General features: G+C 65.5%; 9 protein-coding genes. 2 read left to right on the plus strand and 7 right to left on the minus strand.

Features of this window, described 5'->3' with window-relative positions; genetic code table 11:
* Nucleotides 1-4: 4 nt before the first annotated feature.
* The gene (locus EDE08_RS15055) at nt 5-1,951 is read right to left on the minus strand and encodes a maltotransferase domain-containing protein (protein WP_131869596.1); all 1,947 of its coding nucleotides are present in this window, start codon (nt 1,949-1,951) and stop codon (nt 5-7) included.
* A gap of 204 nt (nt 1,952-2,155) precedes the next feature.
* Between EDE08_RS15055 and malQ the strand changes: the two genes are divergently transcribed.
* Together malQ and EDE08_RS15065 are read left to right on the plus strand one after the other, a co-directional pair.
* Nucleotides 2,156-4,117, plus strand: a complete 1,962-nt coding sequence (gene malQ / locus EDE08_RS15060) for a 4-alpha-glucanotransferase (protein WP_131869597.1) — start codon at nt 2,156-2,158, stop codon at nt 4,115-4,117.
* Nucleotides 4,118-4,145: 28 nt separating this feature from the next.
* Nucleotides 4,146-5,945: a glycoside hydrolase family 15 protein gene (locus tag EDE08_RS15065; protein WP_131869598.1), complete on the plus strand. Its 1,800-nt coding sequence runs from the start codon at nt 4,146-4,148 to the stop codon at nt 5,943-5,945.
* Between the two features lie 171 nt (nt 5,946-6,116).
* On the opposite strand, the gene EDE08_RS15070 is transcribed toward EDE08_RS15065, so the two are convergent.
* The 6 genes from EDE08_RS15070 to EDE08_RS15095 are packed head-to-tail and all read right to left on the minus strand — an operon-like array spanning nt 6,117 to nt 13,614.
* The gene (locus EDE08_RS15070) at nt 6,117-6,929 is read right to left on the minus strand and encodes an HAD family hydrolase (RefSeq protein ID WP_131869599.1); all 813 of its coding nucleotides are present in this window, start codon (nt 6,927-6,929) and stop codon (nt 6,117-6,119) included.
* The gene (locus EDE08_RS15075) at nt 6,926-7,432 is read right to left on the minus strand and encodes a gluconokinase (protein ID WP_502700610.1); all 507 of its coding nucleotides are present in this window, start codon (nt 7,430-7,432) and stop codon (nt 6,926-6,928) included. Before EDE08_RS15075 ends, EDE08_RS15070 begins: the two co-directional genes overlap by 4 nt.
* 22 nt (nt 7,433-7,454) lie before the next feature.
* Complete coding sequence (gene pgl / locus EDE08_RS15080; protein ID WP_165935948.1) at nt 7,455-8,204, minus strand: 6-phosphogluconolactonase; 750 nt, start codon at nt 8,202-8,204, stop codon at nt 7,455-7,457.
* Entirely contained in the window at nt 8,204-9,715 is a 1,512-nt protein-coding gene (gene zwf / locus EDE08_RS15085; protein WP_131869602.1) for a glucose-6-phosphate dehydrogenase, read from the minus strand. Before zwf ends, pgl begins: the two co-directional genes overlap by 1 nt.
* A gap of 37 nt (nt 9,716-9,752) precedes the next feature.
* Complete coding sequence (gene gnd / locus EDE08_RS15090; RefSeq protein ID WP_131869603.1) at nt 9,753-10,751, minus strand: phosphogluconate dehydrogenase (NAD(+)-dependent, decarboxylating); 999 nt, start codon at nt 10,749-10,751, stop codon at nt 9,753-9,755.
* A gap of 13 nt (nt 10,752-10,764) precedes the next feature.
* Nucleotides 10,765-13,614: a bifunctional transaldolase/phosoglucose isomerase gene (locus EDE08_RS15095; RefSeq protein ID WP_131869604.1), complete on the minus strand. Its 2,850-nt coding sequence runs from the start codon at nt 13,612-13,614 to the stop codon at nt 10,765-10,767.
* Nucleotides 13,615-13,805 lie beyond the last annotated feature (191 nt).

Raw genomic sequence — 13,805 nt, forward strand, 5'->3', positions numbered from 1 at the left:
ACCCTTACGCCAGGCAACGGAACAGGAGCGCCGGATCGCGGTCGGGATCGATACGCAACCTGATCCCGCCCCATTCGATGCGGGACCGTTCGCCGGTGAGAAGGTCTTCGAGTTCCGTCACATGGTGGCGCCGTCCACCGGCGTCAATGGTGACGTCGCCGAGCGGCAGCCAGAACTCGCGCACCCGGCGTGACAGCGCGATCACGATGACGATGGTGTTGGCGGGATCAGCCGCCTCCTTCGCGAAGGCGATCGTCTCGCCGTCCTCGATGGCGAGGAAGCGCAGATTGGCCGTCTGCCGCAGCGCCGCGTTCTCGTTGCGGACGCGGTTGAGCTCGGCAATGTAGGATTTGATGTTGCCGGGCTTGTCCCAGTCGCGCTGCCTGATCTGGTACTTCTCGGAATCGAGATATTCCTCGCGGCCGGGAACCGCTTCATGCTCCAGCAGCTCCAAGCCGCTGTAGATGCCGTAATTGCCCGAGAGCGTCGCCGCCAGCGCGACGCGCGACTTGAATGCCCAGGCCTCTCCGCTCTGGAGGTGGTAGGGCAACAGGTCAGGCGTGTTGATGAACAGGTTCGGACGATAGAAATCGCGCTCGGGATAGCGCGTCAGCTCGCCGAGATATTGCTCCAGCTCCCACTTTTCCGTGCGCCAGGGGAAATAGGTGAACGACTGCGCAAAGCCGAGCTTGGCGAGGCCCCTCATCAGCTTTGGCCGTGCATAGGTCTTGGAGAACAGGATCACCTCGGGGTGACGGTGGCGGATGTCGCGGATCAGCCACTCCCAGAACGCAAGCGGCGCCGTGTCGTGATTGTCGATGGCGAAGATGGTGACGCCATGGTCGATCCAGAACAGCATGGCATCGCGAAACGCGTTCCACAGGCCGGCCCGATCCACCGAGCCGAAATCGGGGATGACGATGTCGGAATAAGGGCCGTCCGCCGTCCGGACCGAGCGGTCCGGCCGCCATTTGAACCATTCCGGATGCTGCGTCAGCCAGGGATGGTCCGGCGAGCACTGCACGGCGAAGTCGAGCGCCAGCTCGAGGCCGTATTCCAGGCAGGTCGCGACCAGCGCGCGGAAATCCTCGATCGTGCCGAGCTCGGGATGCAGGGCATCGTGGCCGCCCTCGGCCGAGCCGATCGCATAGGGCGAGCCGGGATCGCCGTCACGCGCCACCGGCGCGTTGTTGCGGCCCTTGCGGCTTGTGTGGCCGATGGGATGGATCGGCGTGAAGTAGAGCACGTCAAAGCCCATGGCGGCGATATCAGGCACACGCGCGATGCAGTCGCGCAGCGTGCCATGCCGGCCCGGCAATGCGCTCTGGCTACGCGGCATCATCTGATACCAGGCGCCGAAGCGCGCCTTGTCGCGGTCTATGGTCAGCGGGAAGAGCTGCGAGCGCGTCAGGTCGGGCCGGGACTGGCTTTCGGCCATGGCTTCGCCGAGCTCGGTTGCGAGCAGCGAAGCGACGTCGCCGTTTCTGAGATAGTCCTCGCACTGCCTGATGATGACCGCCGCTGCGTCCTGTTGCGCGCCATGCGCCTTGGTCAGGAGTCCGGCGCCCTCGATCGCATCGAGGCTGACATCGGCCCCGGTGCGCCGCTTGCGCGCGACCGCGTGAGACCAGGTGGCGAACTCATCGGTCCAGGCTTCGATCGCGTAGACATATTGGCCGGGCTCAACGGGCGTGAACGCACCGGCCCAGCGGTCATTGCCGTGATGGGTCATCGGTTCGCTCCGCCATTCGCGCTCCTGCTCGCGGCGCCAGATCAGAGCGGCGGCGATCACGGCGTCGCCGCCGCGATAAATGTCGGCCCAGACCTCGACTGGTTCGCCGGCGATCCGCTTCACGGCAAAGCGGCCGCCGTCGATCGAGGGATAGACGTCCTCGATCAGGAAAGCGCTGCCGGCTGCGGCACTTTCGACAGTTTGAATTGTCTTGTTCACGGTGATGCCATTGACAAGAAAGCAGGAGCCCGTTTCCCTTGCCGGGAACCGACGCTTGGTATCATTATAGAAAGCCGCTTGTGTGTCATTGGTTCCTTGGGGAACGGCAAGCGCAGTTTGCGAGTTACCCCTGACTAACCTCTTCCGCGACCTCGTTAAAATCGATGCCCTTGGCCAAACAATGGCCTGCAAGCTGCGTGCCGAATGGATCTTTTAGCTCAAGCCCGGATCAAGGGCGTTCAGTCCGAATTCGTTGACGCCCTCGGCAAGCTGCGGGTCACCGCGCCCGAGGCGCTCAAATCCATCCTCGACGCCCTGCCGGAAAGGCGGGTCTACCGCTTCGTCAGCGGGCCGGTCGTGGTCCGCGCATTGGGGCATCCGCGCACGGAATTGGCGGCCATCGGTGCGCCGCCGCTGCAATGGAAAATCCACGGCAACGGCAATGTGATCGCCCAGGGCGAGGCACGCGAGCCCGTCATCGCCTGGCCTGCCGGCCTGCCGCTTGGATATCACAGATTGACACTGACCGATGCCGAAGGCGTGACGGAAGAGGTGCCGATGATCGTGGCGCCCGAGCGCGCCTTCGGCGGCGATTTCGACCGCGGCTGGCTGCTCGCCGTCCAGCTCTACAGCGTTCGTTCGGACCGCAACTGGGGCATCGGCGACTTCACCGACCTCGCAGGGCTGGTCCGGCTTGCCAAGCAGCTCGGGGCCGACGGCGTCGGGCTCAATCCGCTGCATGTCCTGTTCGACGACCACCCGGCCGATTGCAGCCCCTATTCGCCGAACAGCCGGCTTTTTCTCAACCCGCTCTATATCGATGTCGAGGCGATTCCCGAATTCTCGGCCGACCTCGTGCCCGACGCGGCCGCGACGGCCGCCCGCCTGCGCGAAGGTGATCGCGTCCCTTATGCCGACATGGCGGCGTTGAAATGGCGGGGTCTTCGCGCCGCCTTTGACAGCTTCGTGACAAGCGCGAGCGAGGCGCGCCGCAAGGCGTTTGACGGCTTCCGCGCCGCCCGCGCGCCGCTGTTGTCCCGCTTTGCCTGCTTCGAGGTGCTGCGCCATCGCTTCAACGCCCCCTGGTGGGAATGGCCGTCGGAATGGCAGCAGCCGGATCAGGCGAAATGCGCTGAGCTGCGCAATGGCCCGGCCAAGCGAGAGGTCGAGTTCGTCGAATTCGTGCAATGGACCGCCGATAGCCAGCTGCATGCCGCCAAGGAGCTCGCCAGCCAGCTCGGCATGCGGGTCGGCCTTTATCTCGACGTCGCCGTCGGCGTGCAGTCCAACGGCTTCGATGCCTGGAACGAGCAGACGGCGATTTCCCGCCATCTCGCCGTCGGCGCGCCGCCCGACGTGCTCAACACCATCGGACAGGACTGGGGTCTCGCCGGCTTCAACGCCGGGGGGCTCGAAGCGCAGTCGTTCGTGCCGTTCGCGGACATGCTCGCGGCGTCGATGCGCCATGCCGGCGCCATCCGGCTCGATCACGTGCTGGGCCTGAAACGGCTTTATCTGGTGCCGCGCGGCTTCAAGCCCGACAACGGCGCCTATGTGCAGATGCCGTTCGAGGCGCTGCTGGCGGCCGTGGCGCGCGAGAGCGCGGCCCACAAATGCATCGTGATCGGCGAGGACCTCGGCACCGTGCCTGAAGGTTTTCGCGAGATGATGCAGGATTTCGGCATCTGGTCCTATCTCGTCATGATGTTCGAGCGCGACGATGCCGGCCATTTCCGCAATGCCGACCACTACAGGCCCAATGCGCTGGTCACGCTGAACACGCATGACCTGTCGACTTATGCCGGCTGGCGCTCCTTCAGCGATCTCAGGATGAAGCGCTCGCTCGGGCTCGATCCCGGCGAGAACGACCAGGCGCGCTGGGATGCGCTCGGCAGGCTCGACGAGATCCTGCGGCAGAACGGCATCAGGGCGAACGACCTCTATTCGGTGCTCGCCTTCCTGTCGCGCACGCCGTCCCGGCTGCTCGCGGTGTCGATGGAAGATCTGCTGGGCGTGATCGACCAGCCCAACATTCCCGGCACGATCGACGAGCACCCGAACTGGCGCCAGCGCCTTCCTGTTGCACTCGACAAGATCGCGTCCAGGATCGATCTCGCGGCCTTGAAGGCCGCGACGCGGGAACGTTCATTGCCCGGCGGGAGTTGACCGGCCGGGGATTTTCAGGGTTTGCACATTGTCTCAGAGGATCGAGGACTATGCGCTGATCGGCGATTGCGAGACCGCGGCGCTGGTCGGGCGCAACGGCTCGATCGACTGGCTGTGCTGGCCTGCCTTCGATTCCGACGCCTGCTTTGCCGCTATCCTCGGCACGCACAAGAACGGGCGCTGGCTGATCGCGCCGAGCGAGACCGCGACCCGCATCTCGCGGCGCTATCTCGGCAATACCCTCATTCTCGAAACGCGTTTTGAGACGAAGAGCGGCACCGTCGCGCTGATCGACTTCATGCCGCCGCGCGGCAAGGCGTCGGACATCGTGCGGCTGGTCCGCGGCATCCGTGGCACCGTGAAGATGCGGATGGAGCTCGTGATCCGCTTCGGCTTCGGCGTGGACATTCCCTGGGTGCGACGGATCGACCATTCCTTGATGGCCATCGCCGGCCAGGACATGACGGTGTTGCGCACGCCGGTCGAGACCCGCGGCGAGGACCTGACCACCGTCTCCGACTTCGAGGTGAAGGAAGGCGAGACCGTGCCTTTCGTGCTGACTTACGGTCCCTCGCATCTTGACCCGCCTGCGCCGATCGATCCGGAACTGGCGCTTCAGGAGACCGAGAAGTTCTGGCAGGACTGGTGCAGCCATTGCACCCGCGACGGCGACTATCAAGATCTCGTCCTGCGCTCGCTGATCACGCTGAAGGCGCTGACCTTCGCGCCGACCGGCGGCATCGTCGCGGCACCCACCACCTCCTTGCCGGAAAAGCTCGGGGGCAGCAGGAACTGGGATTACCGTTTCTGCTGGCTGCGCGACGCCACCTTCACGCTGCTGGCACTGATGAACTCGGGCTACACCGAGGAAGCCTTGGCCTGGCACAATTGGCTGCTGCGCGCGGCCGCCGGATCGCCTTCGAACATGCAGATCATGTACGGCATCTGGGGCCAGCGACGGCTCTTGGAATGGGAGGCGGGCTGGCTCGGCGGCTACGAGGGTGCCCAGCCGGTGCGGGTCGGCAACGCCGCGCATGCGCAGCTCCAGCTCGACGTCTACGGCGAGTTGATCGATGCCTTTCACCAGTCGCGCATGGCGAAGCTCCAACTCGACGACGAGACCTGGGCGCTGGAATGCGCCGTACTCAATCATCTGGCCGAGGTCTGGGACCGGCCCGATCACGGCATCTGGGAGCGGCGCGGACAGCCCAAGCACTATGTCTTCTCCAAGGTGATGACCTGGGTCGCATTCGATCGCGGCATCAAGAGCGCCGAAACCTTCGGCTTCAAGGCGCCGCTCCTGCACTGGCGCACCTTGCGCGATGCGATTCATCGCGACGTCTGCAACAGGGGCTTCGATGCGGAGGAGAACGCCTTCGTCGAATGCTACGGCTCGAAGCTGCTCGATGCCAGCGTGCTGCTGCTGCCCGCCGTCGGCTTCCTGCCGCCCTCCGATCCGCGCATCCGCGGCACCATCGCCTCCGTCGAGAAATGCCTGATGCGCGACGGTTTCGTGCTGCGGCACGATCCGCGCGAGCTGCCGGCGGACCAGCCGCCGCTCGAAGGCGCGTTCCTGGCCTGCAGCCTGTGGCTCGCCGATGCCTATGTGCTGGCCGGCGATCTCGACAAGGCGCAAGTTCTGCTCGACCGCGTGGTCGGCATCGCCAACGATGTCGGGCTGCTGGCCGAAGAATACGATTCCGTGGCCCGCCGACAGACCGGCAACTTCCCGCAGGCACTGACCCACATCGCGCTGATCAACACGGCACAGAACCTGTCGACGGCAAGGCAGGAGAGCGAGAAGGCGGCGGTGCAGCGATCGAAGTAAGCTGGGCGCTCCGAGGGAGGTGCGCTCCCTCTCCCGCCTGCAAAAGCGGGAGAGGGTTGGGGTGAGGGCTCTCTCCGCTGGCGAGAGCCCCCGAGAGGCGAGAACCCTCACCCGCCGCTGCGCGGCGACCTCTCCCGCAAGCGGGAGAGGTTGAACGAGCGCGCAGCAAGCTCAGCCAACCCCATTCCACTTCAGGATCATCTCCATCGCCTCGGCAAAACCGTCCTGCTCGTTGCTCGCGGTGACGTGGGTGGCCTGGTCCTTGACGTTGTCGGCGGCGTTGCCCATCGCGATCGAGGTGCCGCTGACGCGGAACATTGCGAGGTCGTTCTGCATGTCGCCGATGGTGGCGACCGCGTCGGTCGCGATGCCGAGGCGCTTTGCCATGGCCTCGACGAAGGTGCCCTTGTCGAAGCCGGGCGGGGTGACGTCGAGATAGTAGGTCTGCGAGCGCACCGCGGTGGCTTCGCTGCCGAGCGCCTCCTGCATCGCTTTCTCGCAAGCCGCGAGCCCCGCGGCATCGGCACTGGCGCCGACGATCTTGCAGGCGCTCGAGAGATAGGGCGAGAAATCGGACACGATGGTGGGGTCGGCGCGGATCGTGTGCTGCTCGTGGGCGACGTAGCTGCCGCTGGGATTGTCGATCAGCCATTTATCGGTGGTGAAGAGCCAGATGTCGGCGCCGAACTCGCGGAGGATCTGCAAGGACCGCTCGGCCGCGCGCGCGGGGATCAGGTGCTGCTCGACCGGCCTCATCTCGGGATCGACGATCGAGGAGCCGTTGAACGGGCCGACCGGTAGCCATAGCGCCAGCGGCTCGATCAGGAAGCGCATGCCGATCGCGGGGCGGCTGGAGGTGATGGTGAAGCCGATGCCGGCCTGGTGCAGCCGCTGCACCGCGCCTCTCGCGCGTTCGGTCAGCGTCTTGTCCTTGGTCAGCAGCGTGCCGTCGACGTCGGAGACCACGAGCGAGATGGGTGTCATGGCAGAACCTTGGGTGTTGCGCGGCCCGGTTTCAGCTGCCGCACGATGCCGTCCACGATCGCTTCGACGGTCTCGTCGATCGAGACGGTGACGACGTGCTCGCCGGCCTCGGGCGGCTCCAGCGTATTGAATTGGCTCGCGAGCAGATCCGGCGGCATGAAGTGCCCCTTGCGATGCGCCAGCCGTTCGGCGATCAGCTCCTTCGTGCCCTTCAGGAAGACGAAGCGGACGTCGTCGCGACCGCGCAGCAGCACGTCGCGATAGGTATGCTTCAGCGCCGAGCAGGCGATGATGACGTGCTCGCCGCGTCCGCAGACGCGCGCGATCTCGTCGGCGATGGCGTTCAGCCAGGGCCAGCGGTCTTCGTCGGTGAGCGGATGGCCGGCCCGCATCTTCTCGACGTTGCTGGCGGGATGGAAGCTGTCGCCGTCCTCGAAACGCCAGCCGAGCCGCTCGCCGAGTGCCTTCGCAACCGTGCTCTTGCCCGAACCCGACACGCCCATCACGATCAATGCACAAGGTGCTTCAGCGCGGCCCACGAATTTCCTCCGGAAGCGCGGCCCCATCGACCAGCCAGACGGTCTCGCCATTCGAGCGCGCGCGCAAGGCCGGCAGATTCTCGCCATTGAGCAGGCGCGTCAAGATCGGTTGCTTGTCGTGACCGGCAATCTCGAACAGCATCTCGCGGCAGGAGGCCAGAACGGGCAGGGTGAGCGACACCCGCGGCACGAAGGGCGCGACATTGGCCCTGGCGACGCCGACGACCCAGCGTCGGGTCTCCTCGATCTCGGGATAGCCCGGAAATAGCGAGGCAGTGTGGCCGTCGGGCCCGGCGCCCATCAGAACGAGATCGAACAGCGGGCGCTGCAGATCGAGCCGGTCTGCGCCATAGAAGGCCTGCAGCTCGCGCGCATAGGCTTCCGCGCCGGCATCAGGATTCTCGGCTGCGGTCGGAATCGGGTGGATATGGCCGGCGGGCGCATTGCGATCGAGAAACGCCGCGCGCGCGATCGCCATGTTGTTGAGCGGATCGCTCTCGGGTACGAAGCGCTCGTCGCCGATGAACCAGTGCACGCGGTCCCATGGAATCCGGCCGCGCCAGGCTTCGCTGCCGAGCAGCTGATAGAGCTTCTTCGGGCTGGAGCCGCCGGTGAGGCAGATCGCGATCCGTCCGGAATTGGCCGCGAGCCGCGCCATCACCCGTTCGGCCGCGGCGCGGGCAAGAGCTTCGGCATCAGCTTCGACGATCAGCTTCGGCTGGTCGGCCGCGGCCATCACGAGTACTTCCGCCAGCTTCGCCCGTCGCGCCGCAGCAGCTCATCGGCGCAGGCGGGGCCGTCGCTGCCGGCTTCATAGGTTTCGATCCCGTTGGTGCCGGCGCTTGTCCAGGCGTCCAGGAACGGCTGCACCGCCTGCCAGCCGGCCTCGACGCCATCGGCGCGCTGGAACAGGATATTGTCGCCGATCATGCAGTCGTAGATCAGCGTCTCGTAGCCGGTCGAGGGATCGGCGCGGAAATAGTCGCCGTAGCGAAATTTCATCTCGACGCCGTCGATGGTGACGCTCGGTCCGGGGATCTTGGCGTTGAACTGAAGCTCGATGGTCTCGGTCGGCGCGATGCCGATGGTGAGGAAGTTCTGCGACAGGCGGTCGACCGCCGTGCCTGAGAACATCGACAGCGGCGCCTGCTTGAACTTGATCGCGACTTCCGTGCGCTTGTGCGCCAGCGCCTTGCCCGTGCGCAGATAGAACGGCACGCCGGCCCAGCGCCAATTGTCGATCATCAGCTTGAGCGCGACATAGGTCTCGGTGGTGCTGCCGGGCTTGACGTCCGCGGTCTTGCGATAGTCCGGAATCTCCTCGTCGCCGATGCGGCCTGAGAGATATTGCGCGCGCACCGAGCTCTTCAGCGCTTCGTCCCGGCTCGGCCGCTGGATCGCGGTGAGCACCTCGGCCTTCTCGGAGCGGACCGAATGGGCATCGAAGCGCGTCGGCGGTTCCATCGCGACGAGGGACATCAGCTGGAACAGATGGTTCGGCACCATGTCGCGCAATGCACCGGTGGCATCATAGAAGCCGCCGCGATGGCCGACGCCGAGCTTCTCCTCCACCGTGATCTGGATGTGGTCGATGTGGTTGCGATTCCAGATCGGCTCGAACATGCCGTTGGCAAAGCGCAGCACCAGGATGTTCTGCACCGTCTCCTTGCCGAGATAGTGATCGATCCGGTAGATCTGGTGTTCGTCCATGATCTTCAGGAGTTCGGCGTTGAGCGCGCGGGCCGAGGCGAGATCGGTGCCGAACGGCTTCTCGATCACCAGCCGCCGCCAGGCGCCGTTCTCCTTCATCAGTCCGGTGCGGCCGAGCTCCCGCGCGGTCGGCGCGAATGCGGCCGGCGGGGTCGCGAGGTAGAACAGGCGGTTGCCGCCGGTGCCTTGCGAGCACTCCAGAGAATCCAGATGCGCGCGCAAGCGGTCGAACGACGGCGGGTCCTTCGGATCGGCCTCGACGAAGGTGACGCATTGCAGCAGCTGCCTGGCGATGTCATCGTCGACAGGCCGCGTCGCAAATTCGCGCAGGCCCTTCATCAGGCTGTCGCGCAGCTCGTCATCCGACTGGCTCTTGCGGGCGACGCCGACGACGCAGAATTTTTCCGGCAACAGATTCTCGGCCGCCAGATTGTACAGCGATGGCATCACCAGCCGATGGGTGAGGTCGCCGGTCACGCCAAAGATGACGAAGGCGCAATTTTCCGGCTTGCGCTTTGGCTGCGGGTCTTTTGTCACGAATGTTCGGCCTTCGCTTGTTACGTCCTGCTCGATCTCATTTGGGCTTCGCCGCGCCCGGCTGCTTCGGCTCCTTGTGGCCACCGAACCCTGCACGCATCGCAGAGAGAATTTTTTCGGCGAAGGTGTGTTCCTTGCGGGAACGGAAACGTGTGTAGAGCGCCGCCGTCAAGACTTCGGCCGGCACCGCCTCGTCGATCGCCGCATTCACGGTCCAGCGGCCTTCACCGGAATCTTCGACGAAGCCGGAGTACTCCGACAGCTGGGGGCTGTCGGCGAGTGCCGTCGAGGTGAGGTCGAGCAGCCAGGACGGAATCACGCTGCCGCGCCGCCACACTTCGGCGATGTCGGCGAGATCGAAATCGTAGCGGTGATCCGCCGGCAAGGCCTCGATACTGGCATTCTTGAGAATGTCGAAACCTTCGGCATAGGCCTGCATCAGGCCGTATTCGATGCCGTTGTGGATCATCTTGACGAAGTGGCCGGCGCCCACGGGGCCGGCATGGATGTAGCCCTGCTCGATGCGGGGATCGCGGCCCTCGCGTCCCTCCGTGCGCGGAATGTCGCCGGCGCCGGGCGCGAGCGCGGCGAAGATCGGATCGAGCCGGTCGACCACCTGCTTCTCGCCACCGATCATCATGCAATAACCGCGGTCGAGGCCCCAGACGCCGCCGGAGGTCCCGACGTCGACATAGTGGATGCCGCGCGCCTTCAATGCCTTGCCGCGCCGGACGTCGTCCTGCCAGAAGGTGTTGCCGCCGTCGATGATGACGTCGCCTTCCTGCATCACCCCCGCGATCGTCTCGATCGTCGTCTCGGTGATGCGTCCCGCAGGCAGCATCACCCAGGCCGCGCGCGGCCGCTCGAGTTTCGCGACGAACTCTTCCAGCGTCGCCGAACCTGTCGCACCGTCGGCCGCTAGGCCCGCGACGGCCTTGGCGTCCTTGTCGTAGACCACGGTCGAATGTCCCTGTCGCATCAGGCGGCGAACGATGTTGCCGCCCATCCGGCCGAGGCCGATCATGCCGAGTTGCATGTGAGAGATTCCCTTAGTTCAGCGCGTCGTTGAGCGCCGCATTGAGCGCCGCGAGGCCTTTTTTGACTCCGCCCTTCAGGTGCACACGCAGCGCACGCCGGCCGCGTTCGGTGAGCACGTCGAAATCGCCGCGTGCCTGCGCCGTCTTGATGACGCCGAAGCTGGCTTTCTGACCCGGCACCGGCAGATCCCCGGCATCGTCCGCCGTGATCTGGAGGAACACGCCGCTGTCGGGGCCACCCTTGTAGGCCTGTCCGGTGGAGTGCAGGAAGCGCGGTCCGAACTCGGCGCAGGTCGCGACGTGCCGCTTCTCGCGTACCTCTAACCGCATGGCCTGGAGCGCGTCGATCGTCGCCTTGTCTCGCGCGATATAGCCGAGCAGGGCGACATAGTCGCCATGGTTCGAGCGGGAGAGATGCGCCTTCAGCCAGGAGGTGAGATCGCCATTGGCGCCGGCGGCGCGCAGTGCGGTGGCGTTGGCTTCGTCGGTGTAGAGATCGGCCTCGTCGGTGCTGACCACCGGCTGCTCTTCCGGCAGCGCGCCGGTCTTCTCGAACGCGGCGGTGAGCTCGCGGGTCTTGATCTTGGCCGCTTCCACGTCCGGCTGGTCGAACGGATTGATGCCGAGGATGCTGCCGGCCACCGCCGTCGCCATCTCGAAGCGGAAGAACTCCTGGCCGAGATGCTCGATCGACTTCATGACGATGCGCACGACGGGATGACCCGCCGCCTCGATCGCCGCGAGCTTCGAGTCATGGGCGGCATCCGCTTCGCCGTCGACACGGATGTCGATGAAGAACCGGTCGTTGCCATAGACGCCGGGATCGCCGAGCGGCTCACCCTCGATCGGGATCAGGCCCTTGCCTTCCTTGCCGGTGGACTCCGCGATCAGCTGCTCGGCCCAGGCGCCGAAATCGGCGATCTTCTTCGACGCCAGGATCGTCACCTTGTCGCGGCCCTCGAGGCCTGCCAGGCCCATGGCGAGGCCAAGCTGCACGCCCGGGTTCTCGGCTGGCGGCACGTCCGGCCCGCAGGAGCGGGCCATCGCCAGCGCATGCTTGATGAAGGTCTTGACGTCGACGCCCGCGGTCGCCGCCGGCACGAGGCCGAAGGGCGATAGCACCGAATAGCGGCCGCCGATCGAGGGCTCGCCATGGAAGACGCGGGCATAGCTCAGCTTCTTCGCCGCCTTTTCCAGCGACGAGCCGGGATCGGTGACTGCGATGAAGCGATGGCCGGTCTTCACCTTGGTCCCGACCGCCTCGGCGACCCGCTCATGGAAATAGTCCTTCATCGCGTTCGGCTCTGTGGTGCCGCCGGACTTGCTGGAGACGATGAACACGGTGTTGGCGATATCGATCTTCGCCTCCATCGCCCGCACCTGCGCCGGATCGGTGGAATCCAGCACGTGCAGCTTCGGGAAGCCGGGCTTCTTGCCGAAAGTCTCGGCCAGCACCTCGGGCCCCAGGCTCGATCCGCCCATGCCGAGCACGACGGCATCGGAGAATTTCTGGCCCTTCACGCGGCCCGCATAGTCCTCGTAATCGGCAATGTCGGCCTTGGCTGCGCTGTCGAGCCAGCCCAGCCATTTGTCCTCGTCCGCACCGGTCCAGACCGACTTGTCACGCTGCCACAGCCTGCGGATCTTGGCGGACGCCCGCCAGTCCTCGGTGCTCTCAGTCACGGCCTTGCCCAGCCCGTGGCCGAGCGAGAGAAGCTGGCGGTCGAGTGCGGGCCCGAGCACGACCGCGCGCTTGTGCGCGACGGCGCCGTAGAGCTTGTCGGCGGCATCCGCGAACAGCTTGACGCCGTCCTTGACCAGCTCCTCGGTGATCGCCTCGAGCGAGATGCCGGAGCGCTCCAGCTCCTCCAGCACGCGCCTTGCGTCCTCGACGTTCTCCTCCAGGCTGTCGCGCGGCTTGCCATGGTCGCGGAACGCATCCAGCGTCGCCGGCGGCACGGTGTTGATGGTGTTGGGACCGATCAGCTCCTCGACATAGAGGACGTCGCTGTAATCCTTGTTCTTGGTCCCGGTGGAGGCCCACAGCATGCGCTGCGGCCTGGCGCCCCTGGCGGCGAGCTTCTCCCAGCGGGGACCCGAGAACAGGCGCTTGTAGTCCTGATAGGCGAGCTTGGCATTGGCGATCGCGACCTTGCCCTTGAGCGCGGCGAGCCGTTCCTTCTCGGACGGATCGTTGGCGCGCGCGATCTTCTCGTCGAGCTGCTTGTCGACCACCGAGTCGATGCGGCTGACGAAGAAGCTCGCCACGCTCGCGACATGCGAGGGGTCACCGCCGCCTGCGACGTATTTTTCGAGCCCGGCGATGTATGCTTCGGCCACTTCGAGGTACACCGCCTTGGAGAACAGCAGCGTGATGTTGATGCTGATGCCGTCGCCGATCAGCTGCTCGATCGCCGGCAGGCCCTCCGGCGTTGCCGGCACCTTCACCATCAGGTTCTTGCGACCGACGTCCTTCCAGAGCCGCCGCGCCTCGGCGACTGTGCCTGATGTGTCCATCGCGAGATAGGGCGAGACTTCCAGGCTGACATAGCCGTCGCCGCCCTTGAGGCGGTCATAGACCGGGCGGAGCACATCGGCGGCGTTCTGGATGTCCTCGACCGCGACGGCCTCGAACAGGTCGGCCACGTTCCGGTCGCCGCGCTTCAGCGCCTTGCCGATCGGGGCATCGTATTCGTCCGAGCTGCCGATCGCCTTCTCGAAGATCGACGGATTCGAGGTGACGCCCTTGACGCCGTCGGTGTCGATGAGCCGCTTCAGGTCGCCCTTGGCGATGAAGCCACGGGCCAGGAAGTCGAGCCAGACCGCTTGTCCGTGCTTTTCCAGTTCTTTGACGGGATTCATGATGCTTATTTATCTCCAAGCCTGCGGACGAGGGGTTTCCGCGCCGGTCCTGACGCGCTATCCTGTAGCTTACATGCTCCCGGGAGGGAACCAATCAAGGGTATGGACGTCATACCCTCCAGTGTAACTCCGTCGCGATCATGGCGATCCAGCGGGTGTTGTGATGCGGTGTGGCCGCGAGTGGCGATGCT

The sequence above is a fragment of the Bradyrhizobium sp. R2.2-H genome (assembly GCF_004346455.1).
In the GTDB taxonomy this organism is placed as follows: domain Bacteria; phylum Pseudomonadota; class Alphaproteobacteria; order Rhizobiales; family Xanthobacteraceae; genus Bradyrhizobium; species Bradyrhizobium diversitatis.